This is a genomic window from Hydrogenophaga sp. SNF1, from assembly GCF_034421675.1.
GTDB lineage: Bacteria > Pseudomonadota > Gammaproteobacteria > Burkholderiales > Burkholderiaceae_C > Hydrogenophaga > Hydrogenophaga borbori.
This window is the reverse complement of record NZ_CP139793.1, coordinates 2,390,506-2,405,459: the sequence shown is the minus strand read 5'-3', so window position 1 is coordinate 2,405,459 and position 14,954 is coordinate 2,390,506. Positions and strand designations below refer to the sequence as shown.

General features: G+C 70.5%; 12 protein-coding genes. 4 read left to right on the top strand and 8 right to left on the bottom strand.

Annotation, left to right across the window (positions count from 1 at the left end; genetic code table 11):
* Window positions 1-59 precede the first annotated feature (59 nt).
* Both SOM08_RS11430 and SOM08_RS11425 read left to right on the top strand, forming a co-directional pair.
* Window positions 60-1,241, top strand: coding sequence for a hypothetical protein (locus tag SOM08_RS11430; RefSeq protein WP_147326165.1), 1,182 nt, complete (start codon window positions 60-62; stop codon window positions 1,239-1,241).
* A gap of 432 nt (window positions 1,242-1,673) precedes the next feature.
* Entirely contained in the window at window positions 1,674-2,849 is a 1,176-nt protein-coding gene (locus tag SOM08_RS11425) for a trypsin-like serine protease (RefSeq protein WP_322468964.1), read from the top strand.
* Between the two features lie 74 nt (window positions 2,850-2,923).
* Here SOM08_RS11425 and SOM08_RS11420 read toward each other — a convergent pair whose 3' ends face one another.
* From SOM08_RS11420 to SOM08_RS11390, 7 genes are all read right to left on the bottom strand, one after another.
* Window positions 2,924-3,346 (bottom strand): universal stress protein, encoded by a 423-nt coding sequence (locus SOM08_RS11420; RefSeq protein WP_322468963.1) that lies wholly within the window; start codon window positions 3,344-3,346, stop codon window positions 2,924-2,926.
* Window positions 3,347-3,393: 47 nt separating this feature from the next.
* Window positions 3,394-6,045: a cation-translocating P-type ATPase gene (locus SOM08_RS11415; RefSeq protein WP_322468962.1), complete on the bottom strand. Its 2,652-nt coding sequence runs from the start codon at window positions 6,043-6,045 to the stop codon at window positions 3,394-3,396.
* The gene (locus tag SOM08_RS11410) at window positions 6,042-6,512 is read right to left on the bottom strand and encodes an SRPBCC family protein (RefSeq protein ID WP_116957483.1); all 471 of its coding nucleotides are present in this window, start codon (window positions 6,510-6,512) and stop codon (window positions 6,042-6,044) included. The genes SOM08_RS11415 and SOM08_RS11410 overlap by 4 nt, the downstream gene beginning before the upstream one ends.
* Complete coding sequence (locus tag SOM08_RS11405; RefSeq protein WP_116957484.1) at window positions 6,509-6,856, bottom strand: ArsR/SmtB family transcription factor; 348 nt, start codon at window positions 6,854-6,856, stop codon at window positions 6,509-6,511. The genes SOM08_RS11410 and SOM08_RS11405 overlap by 4 nt, the downstream gene beginning before the upstream one ends.
* Before the next feature lies 1 nt (window position 6,857).
* The gene (locus SOM08_RS11400) at window positions 6,858-7,547 is read right to left on the bottom strand and encodes a glutathione S-transferase family protein (RefSeq protein WP_116957485.1); all 690 of its coding nucleotides are present in this window, start codon (window positions 7,545-7,547) and stop codon (window positions 6,858-6,860) included.
* A 115-nt stretch (window positions 7,548-7,662) separates the two neighbouring features.
* Window positions 7,663-10,818: an efflux RND transporter permease subunit gene (locus tag SOM08_RS11395; protein WP_322468961.1), complete on the bottom strand. Its 3,156-nt coding sequence runs from the start codon at window positions 10,816-10,818 to the stop codon at window positions 7,663-7,665.
* Window positions 10,819-10,837: 19 nt separating this feature from the next.
* The gene (locus tag SOM08_RS11390) at window positions 10,838-11,926 is read right to left on the bottom strand and encodes an efflux RND transporter periplasmic adaptor subunit (protein ID WP_116957487.1); all 1,089 of its coding nucleotides are present in this window, start codon (window positions 11,924-11,926) and stop codon (window positions 10,838-10,840) included.
* A 72-nt stretch (window positions 11,927-11,998) separates the two neighbouring features.
* Between SOM08_RS11390 and hpnC the strand changes: the two genes are divergently transcribed.
* Window positions 11,999-12,955, top strand: a complete 957-nt coding sequence (gene hpnC, locus SOM08_RS11385) for a squalene synthase HpnC (protein WP_322468960.1) — start codon at window positions 11,999-12,001, stop codon at window positions 12,953-12,955.
* Between the two features lie 147 nt (window positions 12,956-13,102).
* On the top strand, window positions 13,103-13,861 hold the full coding sequence (locus SOM08_RS11380) for an SDR family oxidoreductase (protein WP_116957489.1): 759 nt from the start codon (window positions 13,103-13,105) through the stop codon (window positions 13,859-13,861).
* Between the two features lie 85 nt (window positions 13,862-13,946).
* Here SOM08_RS11380 and SOM08_RS11375 read toward each other — a convergent pair whose 3' ends face one another.
* On the bottom strand, window positions 13,947-14,858 hold the full coding sequence (locus tag SOM08_RS11375; RefSeq protein ID WP_322468959.1) for a LysR family transcriptional regulator: 912 nt from the start codon (window positions 14,856-14,858) through the stop codon (window positions 13,947-13,949).
* Window positions 14,859-14,954 lie beyond the last annotated feature (96 nt).

Genomic DNA, 14,954 nt, shown 5'->3' with positions numbered 1-14,954 from the left:
TTCTGTCGCCGACAGAGCCGCAGCGACGCCGACAGTGTGTGATCCCAGGAGAGACATCCATGATGCCTAGTCGCACCGTGTGCGCGTTTGCTTTGTCGTCCATCTTGCTGGTCGGCTGCAGCGCCAGCAAACCCGGGTTCGTGGTTCGTGATTGGTCCACGAATCTGCGCGAACTTGGCATATATCCCATGTTCCCGCCACGCGAAGACGTCTGCGTGGGCGACCTGTTCGTCAGCCCGGTCAGCGCCGACCCACAGAAGCCGCTGTCCGATCCCACGGGATATGTGCCGATCGGATCGTTTCACGCCCATGTGAACATGAAAGCCGAACTGGACCGGCACTACGCTGAACGCAATCGATTCCCCGCCCGCACCGTCGAGACGGCTTCCGGCAACACATCGAGCGGCATGCCAGTGCCATCGGCAGGCTGCAATGGCGGGCGGACCGGTGATCTCTTGAGGCAGGTCGCCTTTCCCTTGTTTGTCCGTGCCCAGGTGAACTCCGCTCAGCTGGGTGCCTACCTGCCGCCGGATGTATATGCCGTCGCGGTCCGCGCTGGCGCGTCGTCCGCGAGAAGCGCCACGGTTTCTGTGTCCGCGGGTGAAAGCTATGGACTTCCAGCAAGGGTCGCGCTTGAACCCTTCGCCAGGCACTGGGTCATGATGTCGCAAGAACCCCAGGCGACGACAAAAATCAATCCGATCGAACTCGCGTGGCTGCGTTTCGCGGCCGCCGGCAACCAGGATGCCTCCCAGCGGCTGGTTGATCTCACGCTGGTGACGGAGCTGTACGTCGTTCGAACATTCGACGTTTCACTCCATGCCTCGGATCAGGCCGGCGCAGCGATCGACGTCGCCCCAGCATCGGGGGCGCCCGCGACACCCACCGCGACGAGCGCTTCGGACGGCGCCAACGGCCCGGCCAACAAAGACACCTCGACACCCGCCAGTGCCTCGTCCGCCGCCCAAGCACTGCGCGATGCTTCGCTGGCGCAGTGGAGATCCGTGCCCAGCCAGCCCGCACCGGGCGTCACCGCCCAGGTGTTGGCCGCCTCCACTGGCGATGTGGCCCTGCGCGCAACCTATGAGCGCCCTATCGCCATTGGCTACCGCGGTATCCGGTGGCGGGTTAACCTTGAAACAGGTGAAATGTCGCGGTCACCCCCACCTGGGGAGGCCAACTTCCATCAGCCGCAGTCCGTACCCAAAACCATCGACCCGGCGCCGAGTCCGGCATCCTAGGCGCGCGAGGTGTCCATGCGACCACCTGACTTCCGGCCCTGGGCGATCACCGCTGCGCTGATGGTCCTTGCCTCGGCCAGCCATGCCTTGCCGCGGTGCCCACCCCAGGCAGCAGCAAGCCTCGGCACCTCCCCGCCCAGCGCCGACGCTGTTGCCGCGGCCCTTGCATCGGCAATCGCCGCTGCCATGAAGCCACCTACCAGCGAAACCTCGTCCATCGCCTTGCGGGGGTATTCGGGCCGGATCGGGTCGGACAGAGGATCGCCGGGCCCATGGGCCCCGCCCAGTGAATTCCCGTTGGTCCTGGGTGACGCCGCGGGTACCCGCGGGCCATTCGGCACTGGCGTGACCCGGCAGGTGTGGCCGGATCGCAGCGAATGGACCACTGGCGCGAGGCCCTCGACCGCCGCCCCCCCCTATGAGCCAGGACGCGTGGCCGAACGGTTGCGCGGCGTGGCAGCGCTCGAGCCCTGGTTGACGGCCCGCGTCAGTAGCGACGAAAACCAGTGGTTTCGGGTACTGGGGTCGAGGACCATCAAGGACTCCATTTGGGTGCAAACACCCATAGGCTTGAAAAAGAAGATCGGCGACGCGGGCTGCACCAACTGCCAGACCGGTGGAGGAACCGCGGTGCCCGAGGGCGGACTGGGCGGGGCACCTGGTGGTGAATTGGTGGCGGGCGGCCGCATGCCCGATGGGGCGCCTTGCTGGCGGCCGGCCGAGGATGTCGACTGGCGGATCGATGCCACTCACAACACGACGAACCTCTTGTACGACCCCACAGGCTTTCGCGAAGTCGGCGTTCTTGCATTCAAAAGCGGTGGCATCGAAATCGTCAAACACTGCACGTTTGTTCGCGTGTCGCCAACGTATATCGTGACCGCGGCCCACTGCGTAGCGGCAAGCGACCGTCGGGAAGGCAAAGTGTTGGCGTCCGAACCGCTCATGAACGGATTGCTGGCCCTGATTCCGTCAGACGCCGCGGCACAAGCGAACACGCCACGCTCGCGCGATCTCATGAGGTGTTGGACGCACGCGAATGATTGCGGCTATCACGTCGGCTTTCCGCAAGGAGAGGTCGTATTTCATCCGGACGTGGCCTGGGCAGATGCCAAGGGCATCGGCGCCGCCTTTCCCGTTCCCGACCTTGCCGTCGTCAAGGTGCGTTTTCCTGCCGACACCCCTTCTCGTTTTGCACGGCTCCCATCCGAGCCATCGGTCCCAGGTTTGATCACCACACTCGGATTCGGGCTCACCGACCGGCGAGAGATTGCGGACGACGGCAACCCCATCGTTGGATGGAGCCACCACGACGGCCCCACCGCCTTGGACGGAGGCTTGGTCTACATAGCACCGACCAAAGGGCGAAGGACCCGAAGCTGCTTCGGTGATTCCGGGGGAGCTGTCTACGGCCATGGGCAGAACGGTTCGCCCAACGAAGCCCCACGCGAGCTGATTGCCATCGTTTCAGGCGCGCAAGGCATGGCGCAGGGCCTACCGCCGGTGGATCAATGCCTGAATGCGCCCCTCGGCCGCGCGCAGACCCTCGCTCCCTTGCGTGCATGGCTTTGCGAAGCGACCCGTCAGGAAGCTCTCGGGTGCAGCTGAACCGTTCTCGGGGTCGCTTGCATTCCCCCATGGGATGAGCAGGTGAAGCCCAGGCGGGGCCTGAGACTCAACAGCTAGCGCACCAGCAGCACCGGCGTGCGGCACAAGGACATCACCTTCGTCGCCACCGACCCCATCACCAGCCCGGCCATCGCGCCATGGCCGTGGGTGCCCATCATGACCAGATCGAACCGGCGCTCGCTGGCGAACTTGGCGATGGTCGATCCGGGGGAACCGACCCGGTGGACAAAGGCGACACCCTGCAAATGCCGATTCAGGAACGTCCGTATCGGCCTGAGCACCGTCTCGGCGTCGTCGCGGTACAGGGCCTGCACCTGCGGCTTGCCCACAAAGGCCGCCGCGCGGTGGGGAATCGCCGGCACGCAATGCAGCACCGTGTAGCGGTGCTGCGGGCCCAGCCATTCCTCGTGGGCCGCGATGAAGGCCAGCAAACGCTTGGTGCAAGCGCTGCCATCGGCCGCGATCAGGATCTTCACGCATGAACCTCCTACCCCGACAACCATAGCAGCTGCGCCGGGCGCCGTCACCCCGGTGGCCCGACACCTTGTCCGGCACGGGGGGCGGGCGGGCCCGGGTCGGGCGCTCGCCGGCGCACCCACTTGATCACCTCGAACCAGACCACGCTCGCCAGGCCACCAGCCACGGCCGCGGCCAGTTCGAGCGGGGCCAGCGGCGCGAAACGCAGCACGCCCGCCGCCCAGGGCAGGTACAGCGCCAGCGCCTGCAGCGCCAGCCCCGCGCCGATGACCCACCACAGCGTGCGGTTCGGGGTGCGCAGGGAGGCCCACAACGAGCCGCTGGCGGAGCGGTTCGACAGGATGAGCGCGAGATTGCCGGTCACCAGCGTCGCGAACGCGAAAGCCCGCGCCTGCTCCTCCGCCATCGACCCACGGGCCCAGGCGAAGGCCAGCAGGACCGCGGCCAGCACGCCCAGGCCTTGCAGCAGCGCGAGCCACAGCGTCGCCCCACCGAACAGCGGCGCCTCGGGCCGCCGAGGGGGGCGCTGCATCACCCGGCGCTCGGCCGGCTCGTTCTCGAACGCCAGGGAACAGGCCGGGTCGATGATCAGTTCGAGCAGCGCGATGTGCATCGGATACAGCAGCGCCGGCCAGCCCAGCAGCCCCGGCAGCAGGGCCATGCCCGCGATCGGCACATGCACCGCGAGGATGTACGACATGACCTTGCGCAGGTTGTCGAAGATGCGGCGCCCGAGCCGCACCGCGCGCACGATGGCCGCGAAGTTGTCGTCGACCAGCACCAAAGACGCCGACTCGCGCGCCACGTCGGTGCCGCGCCCGCCCATGGCCACGCCGACATGCGCCGCCCGCAGCGCGGGCGCGTCGTTCACGCCGTCGCCGGTCATCGCCACGACCTCGCCGCGCGCCTTGAGCGCCTGGACGATGCGCAGCTTCTGTTCGGGGGCAATGCGCGCGCACACGCTGACCTCGGCCATGCGCTCACGCAAGGCCTGGTCGCTGAGCGTGGCGATCTCATCGCCCGACAGCACGCCCGCGCCGCCGTCGGCCAGGCCAGCCTGGCGGGCGATGGCGCGCGCCGTCACCGGGTAGTCGCCGGTGATCATCACCACACGGATGCCGGCGGCACGGCACTCGGCCACGGCGGCCGGCACCTCGGCCCGCACCGGATCGGCCAGCCCGAGCAAGCCCACGAACTCGAAGTCGAAGCCGTGCTCGTGGGTGGGCAGTTCGTGCCCGGCCACCACACCGCGGGCCGCCGCCAGCACGCGCAGCCCCTGGGCGGCCAGCGCATCGACCGCGGCGGCGATGCGCTGCCTGTCCGCCGGGCCCAGGTGGCACAGGTCGACGACCGCTTCCGGCGCGCCCTTGGCCACCACCGTGCGGGCACCGTCGCTGCCATCGGCCCAGACGTGGGACATGGCGCGCAGCGCCGGCGTCAGGGCATAGGTCTGCACCAAGCGCCAGTCCCGGTGCAGGTGCTCGGTGTGGGCGAGGAAGCGCTGGCCCAGGCGGTGGAAGGCCTTCTCCATCGGGTCGAAGGGATCGATCTCGCTGGCCAGAATCGCCACCTCGACCAGGCCGTGGAAAGCCTCCGGCAGCTCGCCGTCGGCCAGCGGGTCCAGCACCAGGCGCTCGCTGACCGCGGGTCCGCCCGCCACCAGGTGCGTCACCGTCATGCGGTTCTCGGTCAGGGTGCCGGTCTTGTCGGCGCACAACACCGTGGTGGCCCCGAGCGTCTCGATCGCGGTGAGCCGCCGCGTCAGCACGCCCTCCTTCGACAGGCGGCGCGCCCCGAGGGCGGGAAACACGGTCAGCACCACGGGGTACTCCTCGGGCAGCATGGCCATGGCCAGCGCGATGCCGGCGAGCAGCGCCTGCAGCCAGTCGCCCTTGGACGCGCCCAGGATGAGCACCAGCGCCAGGCTGAACAGCAAGGCCAGCAGGGCCAGGCGACGCACCAGCCGGTCCGTCTGCCGCTGCAGCGGGGTCCGCTCGCTGGCCAGCGTGCCCAGCGCCTCGCCAATGCGGCCAATCGCGCTGCGCGCGCCGGTCGCGGCGACGCGCGCCATCGCGTGCCCCTGCACGATCAGCGTGCCGGCGTACACCATCGGCTGGTCGTCGCCACCGGGGGCGGTGCGCGCCGACGCGGGCGCGTCGGGATCGGCCCCTTCTTCGGCGCGGGCCTGGCGCTTGCCGACCGGCACGGATTCGCCCGTGAGCAGCGACTCATCGACCTGCACGCTGTCGGCCGTCAGCAGCCAGGCGTCGGCGGGGACGCGGTCGCCCTCGCTGAGCACCAGGAGGTCGCCGCGCACCACCTCGCGGCCCGCGATGCGCTGCGGCTGCCCGTCGCGGATGACCAGCGCGCGCGGGCTGGTGAGCTCGCGCAGCGCCTCGATGGCGCGCTCCGTGCGGCCCTCCTGGTACAGGGTCAGCGCCAGCGTGACGACCACGAAGCCCAGGAGCGTCAGGCCCTCCTGCAGATTGCCGAGCGCCAGGTACAGCAGGCCCGCGGCCAGCAGCAACAGGAACATCGGCTCGCGCAAGGTCTCCCGCGCGATCGCCAGCAGGGTGTGGCGCTCACCGCCCGGCAGCGCGTTGGGGCCCTCCTGTGCCAGGCGCCGGGCCGCCTCGGCCGCGGTGAGCCCGGGGGCTTCGGGCGGGGCGTCTTGCGGACTCGCCGGCCGCTGGTTCATGACGCCCGCTCCTGCGGTGACAGCAGCAGCACCAGACGGTCCAGTCCTTCCTGCGTCCCCTGCAGGCGCCGGGCGCGGTCCTCGTGTCCGTCCAGGTACGCCAGCTGTTCCGTATAGACCATGCGTGCGCCTCGGCCCGCCGCGAAGAACTCCACCGTCACCAGCGATACCGACAGCGGCCTGGCGTCGAGCCGGATGTCATAGCCGAACACGATGCGCCGATCGACCACGATGTCGAAGTACACGCGCTCGATGGTCTGCGTCCGTCCGTCGGCATGCACCACGCGATGCGTCTCGTGCCCCATGGGGCGGAAGTCGAACCGCTGTTCGCTGCCGCACTCGCCGTGGCAGTCGGACCAGAGGCGCCGCGCCTGCGGGTCGGCCCAGGCCTGGAACACCGCGCCGGGCGGCACGGCAAAGCGGCGTTCGATGACGAAGTCGGTGTGGGCACTGGGCGGCGTCGTCATGGGCGGGTCTTTTCTTCGCGTGTCTTGAGATAGGCATCCAGCCGGTCGAACTGCGCGTGCAGCATGGCCTTGTGCCGCTCGACCCAGGCCTGCATGGCGTCAAGCGCCGCCGGGTCGGCCTGGTAGGTCCGCACGCGCCCCGACTTGCGGGAGGCGACGAAACCGCCTTGCTCCAGCACCGCCAGGTGCTTCACCGCCGAAGGCAGTGCGATGCCCAGGGGCTCGGCCAACTCGCTCACCGAGGCCGGGCCCGATCCCAGCCGGGCGAGCATGTCGCGGCGGGTTGCATCGGACAGCGCGAAAAACAGGCGGTCCAACTGCGCCGGTTCGATGCGCGTGGGCATCTCAGCGCCCCTGCGGCTCGAAGAAGCGCCGCGCCAGGCCGGCGCGCCCCGGGTAGAACTGGAAGAAAGGCCGCGCCTGATCCACGGTGCGCGCCACCGATGGGCGGTCCATGAGGCGTTCAAAGTACGCCGCCAGGCGGGCGTGGTCCTCAGGCAGCGGCACGTAGGTCACCGCGTAGAACAGGGCTGGCGCCGCCGCGCAATCGGCCATGCTGAAGCCATCGGCGGCCACCCACCGGCGGCCCTGCAGGTGCCTGTCGATCAGCGCGTAAGACTTCAGCAGCGCTTCGCGCGCCTGGGCCACGTTCAGCGGGTCGCGTTGGGCCTCGGGGCGCAGCAGGTCGGCCGTGAAGGCCTGCATGGGCGTCATCACGTATTGGTCGAACAGACGGTCCCACAGGCGCACCTCGAGCGCCTGCTCGGGATCGGCGGGGATGAGCGCCCGCCCGCTCGGTGCATGGCGGCGCTGCAGGTGCTCGATGATGATGCTGGTCTCGGCCATCACCCGGCCCTGGTCCTCCAGCAGCGGCATCTTGCCGAGCGGCCAGAGCGCCAGGAAGGCCTCGCGCTGCGCGGGATCGCCCAGGTTCAGCAGGCGTTTGTCGACCTCGACGCCCAACTCGTCGAGCGCGATCAGCAGCTTGTGGCAGTAGGAGGACAGCGGGTGGTAGTGCAGCGTCGGGTGGGGCATGGCGGCGTCAATAGTTTCCAAAAAAGGAAAGTATTGACGCGGCAAGCCCGGCCCGTCAAGCCCCGCGCCGCATGCATGGCCAGTGCCTGCCGCGGCCACGGCCACGGCCACGGCATCAGGCCGCCTGCGGTCGTTTCACCCGGAACCAGGCCGAGTACATCGCCGGCAGCGCCAGCAGCGTGAGCACCGTGGCCACGATCAGGCCGCCCATGATGGCCACGGCCATCGGGCCCCAGAACACGCTGCGCGACAGCGGGATCATGGCCAGCACCGCCGCCGCGGCCGTCAGCACGATGGGCCGCATGCGGCGCACGGCGGCTTCCACGATCGCGTCCCAGGCCGGCACGCCGCGCGCGCGGTCCTGCTCGATCTGGTCGATGAGGATCACCGAGTTGCGCTGGATCATGCCCATCAGCGCGATCACGCCCAGCAGCGCCACGAAGCCGAACGGCCGGTTGAGCAGCAGCAGGGCACCGGCCACGCCGGCCATGCCCATGGGGCCGGTCAGGAACACCAGCATCGCGCGGCTGAAGCTCTGCAGCTGCACCATGAGCAGCGTGAACACGATGAACAGCATCAGCGGCACGCCCGCGGCGATGGAGGCCGATCCCTTGCTGCTTTCCTCCACCGCGCCGGCCACCTCGATGCGGTAGCCACCCAGGCCTTCGCTCAGCCAGCGGCGCTGGATCTCCTGCAGCCGGGGCTGCAGCTGCGCGGTGACGGTGGCGCCCTGCAGGCCCTCCACCACGTCGCTCTGCACGGTGATGGCGTATTCGCGGTTCTCGCGCCACATGACGCCCGGCTCCCAGCCGAAGTTCACGCGCACCACCTGCAGCAGGGGCACGGCCTGCCCGCTGGCGGTGGGCAGGTAGGCGTTGGCCAGGTCGGTGATGGTGTCGCGCTCTTCCAGCGGCTGGCGCAGCACGATGTCGATGAGCTCGTCGCCCTCGCGGTACTGGCCGACGGTGCTGCCCACGAGGATGGTGCGCGCCGCCTGCGCGATGCTGGCGCTGCTCACGCCCAGCGCGCGCGCCTTGGCCTGGTCCACCTCCAGGCGGATCTGCTTGACGGCCTCGTTCCAGTTGTCGTTCACGCCGCGCGCGTTGGGGTTGTGCGCCATCGCGCGCTTGACCTCGTCGGCCAGGCCGCGCAGCACCACCGGATCGTCGCCCACCACGCGGAACTGCACGGGATACGGCACCGGCGGCCCGTTGGGCAGCAGCTTCACGCGGGCACGCACCTCGGGAAACTCGGCGGCCAGCAGCGCCGGCAGGTCGCGGCGGATGCGCTCGCGGGCCTTCAGGCCGCCGGGCAGCACGATGAACTGGGCCACGTTGCTCTGCGGAAAGATCTGGTCCAGCGGCAGGTAAAAGCGCGGCACGCCCGAGCCCACCCAGGTGGTCACGGCCTTCACGCCGGGCTCTTTCAGCAAGCGCTGCTCCACGCGCTCGGCCACCTCGTCCATGGCGCGGATGCTGCTGCCCTCCGGCAGCCAGATGTCGACCAGGATCTCGGGCCGGCTCGAGTCGGGGAAGAACTGCTGCTGCACCTGGCCCATGCCCGCCAGGCCCAGCACGAAGGTGAGGACCGTGGCGCCGATGGTCAGCCAGCGGTGCTCGACGCACCAGTCCACGGCGCGGCGGAAGCGCTGGTAGAAGGGGCCGTCGAACACCTCGTGCGGCTCTGCGTCCACCTTCGGCTTGATCTTCAGCAGCTTCACGCCCAGGTAGGGCACGAACAGCACCGCCACCACCCAGGAAACGAGCAGCGCGATCACCGTGACCGCGAAGATGGCGAAGGTGTATTCGCCCGTCACCGACTGGGCCAGGCCGATGGGCAGGAAGCCCGCGGCCGTGATCAGCGTGCCCGTGAGCATGGGCATGGCGGTGGCGTCCCAGGTGAAGGTCGCCGCGCGCACCATGTCGTAGCCCTCCTCCAACTTTCGCACCATCATCTCGACGGCGATGATGGCGTCGTCCACCAGCAGGCCCAGGGCGATGATGAGCGAGCCCAGCGAGATCTTGTGCAGGCCGATGCCGTAGTGGTTCATCGCCAGAAAGGTGATGGCCAGCACCAGCGGGATGGTGATGAACACCACCAGGCCGGGCCGCATGTCCAGCACGTAGCGGCGCAGGCCCCGGCCGCCGGGGCGCCGGTGCAGGCCCAGCGCCAGGAAGCTCACCGCGAGCACGATCACCACCGCCTCGATCAGCACCTTCACGAACTCGTTGACCGAGGCCGCCACGGCGGCCGGCTGGTCCTGCACCTGCACCAGGTGCATGCCCGCGGGCAGCGTGGGCCCGATGCCCGCCACCGCCGTCTTCAGCGCCTTGCCCAGGGCGATGATGTCGCCGCCCTTGGCCATGGAAATGCCCAACGCGATGCTGTCCTGGCCGTCGTGCCGCACCAGCACCTCGGGCGGGTCGATGGTGCCGCGCGCGATGTCGGCGATGTCGCCCAGCCGGATCGTGCGCCCGCTGGCGGCCGAGCGGATCGGCATCGCGCGCAGCTCATCCACCGAGTTGAAACCGCCGTCCACGCGCACCTGCACCACGTCCAGTGGCGTCTGCACCGCGCCGGCCGAGGCCACGGCGTTCTGCTGGCCCATCTGGTCGAGCACGGCGTTGAGGTTCAGGCCCAGCGTGGCCAGGCGCTTCTGCGAGACCTCCACATAGATCTTCTGGTCCTGCACGCCGAACAGCTCGACCTTGGCCACATCGTTCACGCGCAGCAACTGCTGCCGCACGGCCTCGGCCACGTCCTTGCGCTCGGCATCGGAAAAGCCCTCGCCCTGCAGGGCGTAGATCACGCCGTAGACGTCGCCGAACTCGTCGTTGAAGAAGGGACCGATCACGCCCTGCGGCAGCTCGCCGCGCATGTCGCCCACCTTCTTGCGCACCGTGTACCAGATGTCCTGCACCTCGCCGGGCGGCGAGGCATCGTCCAGCTGCAGAAGGATCAACGCCTCCCCCGGCTTGGTGTAGCTGCGGATCTTGTCGGCGTAGGGCACTTCCTGCAGGGTGCGCTCGATGCGGTCGGCCACCTGTTCAGCCACCTGCGGCGCGGTGGCGCCGGGCCAGAACACGCGCACCACCATGGCACGGAAGGTGAACGGCGGGTCTTCGTCCTGTCCGAGCTGGAAATAGGAGGCGATGCCGAACAGCATCAGCACCACCATGAGGTAGCGTGTGAAAGCCGGGTGATCCAGCGCCCAGCGCGAGAGGTTGAAGCGCGAGAACGGGCCTGTCTGGCCGGGTGGCGTGTCCTGCATGTTGATTCGCCCGAGGCCTTTATTGCGCCACGAAGCGAACGACCTTCTGGCCCGCGCTGAGCACATGGCCGCCGGTGGCCACCACCTCGTCACCCGGCTCCAGGCCGCCCGCGATCACCACGCGGTTGCCGTCGGCGCCGGCCACCTGCACGGGGCGCGGCTGCACGGTGCCCTTGTCCTCGTCGAACACCCACACCACGCTGCCGCGGCGATCGCCCTCGGCCGACTGCATCACCGCCGTGGTGGGCAGGGTGATGGCGGCCTGACCGGTGTGCGCCGTGGCCAGCGTGACGTAGGCGGTGGCGCCCAACGGCAGTTTCGCGTCGGCCGGCAGCGCCAGCTTCACCTGGTAGGTGCGCGTGGCCGGATCGGCGCTGGCCGCCACCTCACGCACGGTGGCCTCCAGCTCCTTGCCATCGGCATGGGCCCAGGGCCGAACGCGCGCGCGCGTGCCGGGGCGCACCAGGGCCAGCCGGTCCTCCGGCACGGCGAAGACCACGTCGCGCTCGCCGTCCTGCGCCAGCACCACCACCGGGCTGCCGGCCTGTACCACCTGGCCGGGGTCGGCCGGCACGGCCGTCACCACGCCGGGCGCGTCGGCCAGCAGGCGCGCGTAGCCCGCCTGGTTGCCCTGTACCGCGCTGTGCGCGCGTGCCTGGCGCAAGGAGGCCTCGGCCGCCTCCAGCGCGGCCTGGCGCCGGTCGATCTCGGCCTGGCTCACGAAGCCCTGGGCCAGCAGGCCTTTGAAACGCTCCAGGTCGGCGCGCGCCAGGTCGCGCTGGGTGAGCGCGGCGGTGGCCGCGGCCTGCGCGGCCTGGCCGGACAGCGCCAGGTCCTGCGCGTCCAGCCGCGCCAGCAGCTGACCCGCCTTCACGCGCTGGCCCACCTCGGCCGGGCGCTCCACCAGTTTGCCGCCGACACGAAACCCCAGGCGCGATTCGACCCGGGCACGAACTTCGCCGGCGTATTCGCTGTTGGCGTTCAGCACCGAGGGGCCCACGGTGAGCAGCTTCACGGAGCGCACCGGCTCGGGCGCCGGCTCGGGCCGGGCGCAGGCGGCCAGCGCGGCGGTGCTGGCCAATACGCAGACAATCAGCGTCGTTTTCATGGAATTCCCCCGCGTTCGGGCCGGATGCGGCGCCGGATATTAATGACTGACCGGTTAGTAACCGAAATTCTAGTGCAAACCCCCCACCCCACCGACACCGCCCATCCCAGCGGGAATACGGGCACGGCCGCACCCGACACGGCGAAGGCGCCCCGCGGCGCCGCGCCACCCGGGGCATCGGCCGCCTTCGGCGCCTCGGTCGAGCACTACGAGAACTTTCCGGTGGCCAGCTGGCTCTGCCCCGCCCCGCTGCGTCCCGCGGTGGCCGCGCTCTACCGCTTCGCGCGCACGGCCGACGACATCGCCGACGAAGGCGAGGCCGACGCCACCACGCGCCTGGCCGAGCTGGCCGCCTACCGCGCGGCGCTGGACGAGGCCCTGGCTGGCCGCCCCGTGCCCCCGCGCTGGCAGGCCGTCTTCGCGCCCCTGGCCGCCGCCGTGCAGCGCCACGCCTGGCCTTCGGACCTGCTGCGCGACCTGATCAGCGCTTTCGAGCAGGACGTGCGCCACACCGCCAGCGGCCACCGCTACGCCGACACGGCCGAGCTGCTCGCCTACTGCCGGCTCTCGGCCAACCCGGTGGGGCGGCTGCTGCTGCACCTGTGGGGCGTGGCCGACGCCGCCGCGCTGGAGCGCAGCGACCGCATCTGCAGCGCCCTGCAGCTGATCAACTTCTGGCAGGACCTGGGCGTCGACCTGTCGCGACAGCGCGTGTACCTGCCGGCTGACACGCTGCGCCGCCACGGCGTGGCGGTGGAGGACTTCCTGCCCGGTGCCAGCGCACGCGAACGCGAGCGCCAGGCCGTGGTGGCCGAGCTGTGCGCGCAGGCGCGTGGCCTGATGCAGATGGGCGCGCCGCTGGTGCACCAGGTTGGCGGCCGCGCCGGCTGGGAGCTGCGCCTGGTGGTGCAAGGCGGCCTGCGCGTGCTCGACCGCATCGCCGCCATCCAGCACCGCAGCTGGGCGCAGCGCGTCACCGTGGACAAGAGCGAGCTGCCGCGGCTGCTGTGGCGCGCGCTCTGGATGTGATCCGGGCCAGCGGCAAAGACCCCGCCGACGGATGGTCGTTCGCGGCGGTCACAAGCGGGGCACCGGCGCCGTCTTGGGCCTGAGGACGCCGCTTCGGCCTGCGCCGCGACCGCGGGTCCTCGCCATCCCCAGACACAAAGGACCCATATGAAAGTCGTGATCATCGGAGGCACTGGCCTCATCGGCCAACAGGTCGGCGCGCTGTTGCGCCAGGGCGGGCACGACGTGCTGGCCGCCGCCCCCTCCACCGGCGTCAACACGCTCACCGGAGACGGCCTGCCCGAGGCGCTGCGGGGCGCGCGGGTGGTGGTGGACGTGAGCAACTCGCCCTCGTTCGAGGCAGCGGCGGTCATGCACTTCTTCCAGACCTCCACGCGCCGGGTCCTGAGCGAAGCGACCGCGGCCGGTGTGCGCCACGTCGTGGCGCTGTCCGTCGTCGGCACCGATCGCCTGCGCGAGAGCGGCTATTTCCTCGCCAAGCTGGCGCAGGAACAGCTGATCCGCGACGGCGCCCTGCCCCACACCATCGTGCGCGCCACGCAGTTCCACGAGTTTCTCGGCGCCATCGCCGACGCCGCCACACGGGACGGGCGCGTGCACGCGCCCTCGGCGGGCATCCAGCCGATCGCCGCGTCCGACGTGGCCGCGGCCGTGGCGCGCGCCGCCACGGCCGAGCCCCTGAATGGCCTCACCGAGATCGCCGGCCCCCAGGCCTGGCCCATGGACGAACTGCTGCGGGACCTGCTGCGCCAGCGCGGCGATGGGCGCGAGGTCGTGACGGACGAGGGCGCGGGCTATTTCGGCGCGCCGCTCCAAACCGACTCGCTGCTGCCCGGCCCGGGCGCCTGGCTGGCACCGACCACGCTGCAGGCCTGGCTGGCCGCACGGGCCACGGCGTCGGCCTGAGGCCGCCGCGCGGACAGCACGCGAACAGGGCACGAGACGCCGCCAGGGCCGCACGGCCTTCGCCGCCGCGTCGCCCGCCCGTGGCTCAGTCCTCGCTCAGCGCGGCAAAGCGCTCGGCCAGGTGATCGATCAGAAGCCGCACCGCGGGCAACTGGCCGCGCCGCGAGGCGAACACCGCGTGCACGATCTCGCGCCGCGGTGCCCAGCCCGGCAGCACCGGCACCAGTTCGCCCGGCCCGAACTCGGCCGCCAGCATCATGCGCGGCAACTGCACGATGCCCACGCCCGCCACCGCCGCGGCGCGCAGCGCCAGCATGCCGCGCGTGACGTAGCGCGGCTGGTGCCGCACCTCGGCGCGCGCCCCGTTGGGGCCCTCGAGCACCCACTGATGCACCTCCTGCGGCTGGCCCAGGTCCATGCTCGGAAAACGCGCCAGGTCGCCGGGCCCCTGCGGGTGGCCCAGGCGCTCGATCAGCGCCGGGCTGGCCACCAGGCACTGGCTGCGCTCGGACAGCACGCGCATGGCCAGTTCGCTGTCCTCCAGCGGCGGCGGGCGCACGCGCACGGCCAGGTCGATGCCCTCGGCCACCACGTCCACGCGCCGGTTGGTCTCCTCCAGGTGCAGCTCCACGCGCGGGTGGCGCGCCAGGAAGTCGGCCAGCATGCCGCCCATGCGCGTGGCCAGCAGCGCCACCGGGCAGCTCATGCGAACCACGCCGCGCGGCTCGCCGCGCGCCACGGCGATGGACTCCTCGGCCGCCTCGGCCTCGGTCAGCATGGCGCGGCAGTGCGTGTAGTAACCGCGGCCCGCGTCGGTGACGGAGAAGCTGCGCGTGGAGCGCAGGATCAGCCGCGCGCCCAGGCGCTCTTCCAGCAGCGCGATGCGCCGGCTCAGGCGCGACTTCGGGATGCCCAGGGCGCGACTGGCCGGCGCGAAGCCGCCGTGCTCCACCACCTGGGCGTAGTAGCAGAGGTCGTTGAGATCGGGCAGCTTCATCGTTCCACTTATAGAACATTGCAACCGATTATCGCCATCTACCCAGGGCATCGTTCCACACATATCCTCTCACCATTCCCCGTTCCACCGGGGTGG

Bases quoted from the DNA above. Each gene is read 5' to 3' on its own strand.
- SOM08_RS11430 (WP_147326165.1), top strand. From the start codon at position 60: ATGATGCCTAGTCGCACCGTGTGCGCGTTTGCTTTGTCGTCCATCTTG.
- SOM08_RS11415 (WP_322468962.1), bottom strand. From the start codon at position 6,045: ATGAACCAGCGGCCGGCGAGTCCGCAAGACGCCCCGCCCGAAGCCCCC.
- SOM08_RS11410 (WP_116957483.1), bottom strand. From the start codon at position 6,512: ATGACGACGCCGCCCAGTGCCCACACCGACTTCGTCATCGAACGCCGC.
- SOM08_RS11405 (WP_116957484.1), bottom strand. From the start codon at position 6,856: ATGCCCACGCGCATCGAACCGGCGCAGTTGGACCGCCTGTTTTTCGCG.
- SOM08_RS11400 (WP_116957485.1), bottom strand. From the start codon at position 7,547: ATGCCCCACCCGACGCTGCACTACCACCCGCTGTCCTCCTACTGCCAC.
- SOM08_RS11395 (WP_322468961.1), bottom strand. From the start codon at position 10,818: ATGCAGGACACGCCACCCGGCCAGACAGGCCCGTTCTCGCGCTTCAAC.
- SOM08_RS11390 (WP_116957487.1), bottom strand. From the start codon at position 11,926: ATGAAAACGACGCTGATTGTCTGCGTATTGGCCAGCACCGCCGCGCTG.
- SOM08_RS11380 (WP_116957489.1), top strand. From the start codon at position 13,103: ATGAAAGTCGTGATCATCGGAGGCACTGGCCTCATCGGCCAACAGGTC.
- SOM08_RS11375 (WP_322468959.1), bottom strand. From the start codon at position 14,858: ATGAAGCTGCCCGATCTCAACGACCTCTGCTACTACGCCCAGGTGGTG.